The 3,133-nt window shown below is 75.7% G+C and carries 1 protein-coding gene; it reads right to left on the minus strand.

Annotated elements, in window-relative coordinates; translation table 11 throughout:
- Window positions 1-325 precede the first annotated feature (325 nt).
- The coding region (locus ACFKCF_RS61450) for an ATP-binding protein (protein ID WP_394506750.1) at window positions 326-3,133 on the minus strand (2,808 nt) is incomplete at its 5' end.

Raw genomic sequence — 3,133 nt, forward strand, 5'->3', positions numbered from 1 at the left:
CGTCGCGGGGATACCACTGCGCGAAGTCCTCATCGTTCCATAACCCGTCCAGCCGGTCGCGGATCCACATGGCCGGGGTGCCACGGGGATTACTCGCTCGTGCTACCTGGGCGGTGAGCTCCGGGACCTCCAGCGCGGACCGGGGACGAACCGGTAGAGACACCTGACCACCTCGGGAGAATGACCGACTTCGCCGACCCCAGAAGCCTCACAGTTACTGATCAGTCGCCCTTCGGGACATGCCGGATGTTTTCAAGATTCCCGACAGAGTCAAGCTCAGGGCTGATGTCGTCGGTCATCCACGGCCGTCAACAGCTCGCGGGAGCTACGGTCGGTGTGCGGCGGGGGCACGCATCCCACTGGGCTCCCGGCGCAGCCGGGCCGGGTCGACTTCGGTCACGGCCGTCCTCCCGTCCAGCTCCCAGCCTTCCCCGTAGGCCGCGGCGAAGGCTTCCTCGCCCAGCTCGGCCCGCCCCCGGCGGGTGAGCTCGCGGACCTGCCGGTCGGTGCGGTCGTGAGCGCCACGCAGCCGGGAGGCGGCGCCGAGCAGGACGGCCGACCGGTGGTGCCGCCCGTGCGCCTCGGCGAGCACGGCCGCGTTCACCGCCACCTGCGACAGGATCGGCAGGTCCCGGGTCTGCAACGCCGCCGCGTACGCTTTCTCCAGCGCCTTCTGCGCGCCGGCCAGGTCGCCGGTCTCCAGGCAGAGCACGGCCCGTACGCCGCCGGCCAGCGTCCGCGCGTGGTCACCGGGGAACGTGGCGTCGCCGTGCGGACGCCGTTCGGCGTCGTCGAGCAGTGCCCGAGCCCGGTCCAGGTCGCCGAGCCGCGCCCAGAAGGCGGCCTCCCACGCGTCGACGAGCAGCAGCATCTCCGGCGAGGCCGCACGCAGCGCCCGCTCCCGGGCCGAGCCGATCGTCGCGATCACCAGGTCGGTGTCGCCGCGCCGCAGGTGCAGGTCGATCCAGCGCAGGTCGCTGAACACCTCGTCGGCGAGGCTGAGCGAGCCGAACTCACCGGCCAGCGTCCGGGCCTCGCGCAGGTCGGCCAGCGCGCCGTCGAGGTCGTCGTCGTACTGCCGCAGCTGGGCGCGCATCGGCAGCACGGTGGCCTGGCCCCAGCGGTCGCCGACCTGCCGGAAACGGGCCAGGGCCGCCTCCACGTCGCTGCGCGTCTTGTCGAGCTCGCCCGCGTTCTCGGCGAACTGGGCCCGGAACATGCGGGCCAGCCCGGACAGCCACACGTCGTCGCCGTCGGCCAGCCGCTCGATGATCGCGAGCGTGGCCTGCTCCTCGTGCCGGAACGCGAGCGGGAGCGCGGTGAGCGCGCCGTACGGGCCGGGCAGCTCCGGATAGGCGAGCAGGCGGTCGGCCAGCTCGCGCAGCTGCGCCTGGTCGTGCGCGGCCTCCCCGGCGGTCATCCCCGGCCGGGGGTCGGCCCGGTTGATCAGGTAGATCGCGCGGGCGCAGTCGCGGGAGGGCGACGGCTCGCCGCCGGGCACCGCCAGTGCCTCGCCCAGCCAGTAGGCGGCGTCGGGCTGCCGGCCGAGCATCTGCCAGTACCAGGTCAGGTTCAGGGCGAGAGCGAGCGCGCCGGGGGAGTCGCCGGTGTCGCACCGCCGGCGCAGCGCGGCCAGCGTGTTGTCGTACTCGGCGCCGATGACTCGCATGGCCGCCAGCTGGCCGGGCCCGCGCAGCTGCGGGTCGTGCCGGGCCATCAGCTCGGCGAAGTAGCCGGCGGCCAGGTCGCGGGCGGTGCCGAGGTCGCCCGTCCCGGCCAGGCGGTCGATGCCGTACTCGCGCAGCGTCTCCAGCATGCGGTAGCGGCCCGGGTCGGGCGCGAGCTGCAGCAGCGACCGGTCGACCAGGCCCCCGAGCAGCTCGGGGATCTCGGCGGCCGGCACCGCGGTGCCGGCGCAGACCGCGATGGCCGAGGCCGCGGTGACACCGCCGGGCAGGACCGAGACGCGTTCGGCGACCGTACGCTCGTGCTCGCTCAGCAGATCCCAGCTCCAGGCGATGACCGCGCCCAGCGTGCGGTGCCGGGGCAGCGCGGTGCGGCTGCCGTTGGTGAGCAGCCGGAACCGGTCGGACAGCCCCTCGGCCAGCTCGGGCAGCGACAGCGTCCGCAGCCGGGCCGCGGCCAGCTCCAACGCCAGCGGCATCCCGTCCAGGCCGCGGACCACCCGCCGGATCGCGGGCAGCGTCGTGCCGTCCACGTCGAAGCCCGGGCGCACGGCCGCGGCCCGCTCGGTGAACAGGCGTACCGACGCCGCCCGCCGGGCCTGCTCGACGCCGTCGTCCGGCCCGGGCAGCGCGAGCGGGCCGAGCGGCACCAGCGCCTCGCCGTCGACCGCGAGGGGTTCGCGGCTGGTGGCGAGCACGCGCAGCCCGCCGCAGCGGGACAGCAGCGCCGTGACCAGGTGGGCCACGGCGTCGATCAGGTGCTCGCAGTTGTCGACCAGCAGCAGGCTCTCCCGGCCGCCGAGCTGGTCGGCGAGTACGTCCAGGTCGGAGCCCTCGGCCCGCATCCGGGCCTCGAACATCGCGCCCCCGCGCAGCCCGATCCCGGCCAGCACGGCCGCCCCGACCTTGGCCGGCTCGGTGACCGAGGCGAGGTCGATCATCCAGGCGCCGTCGCGGTAGTCGTGGCGGTGGCGGCGGGCGGCCTCGACGGCGAGACGCGTCTTGCCCGCGCCGCCGGGACCGAGCACGGTGACCAGGCGCCCGGCGGCGAGCAGCGTGTCGATCCGGGCGAGGTCGTCGTCGCGCCCGATGAAACCGGTCAGCGGGGCGGGCAGGTTACTCGGCCTGGTCCGCGCGGCGTCCGGGGCGGGCCGCTCGGCGCGCAGCAGCCGCAGGTGGCGCTCGCGCAGGGCGGCGCCCGGGTCGGTGCCGAGGACGCCGGCCAGGGTTTCGCGGACCCGCTCGTACAGGGCCAGGGCCTCGGCCTGGCGCCCCTGGGCGGCGAGCGCGTCCATGAGCAGCGCGGCCGCCCGCTCGTGGACGGGGTGCTCGGCGAGCAGGGCGGTCAGGCGGGCGGCGGCCGCGTCGGCGCGGCCCAGGGACAGCTCGGCGTCGGCGAGGTCGGCGACGGCCTCGACCGAGGCGTGCGCCAGCCGGGTCGCGGCGGC

Source organism: Nonomuraea sp. JJY05 (genome assembly GCF_043496855.1).
Taxonomy (GTDB): domain Bacteria; phylum Actinomycetota; class Actinomycetes; order Streptosporangiales; family Streptosporangiaceae; genus Nonomuraea.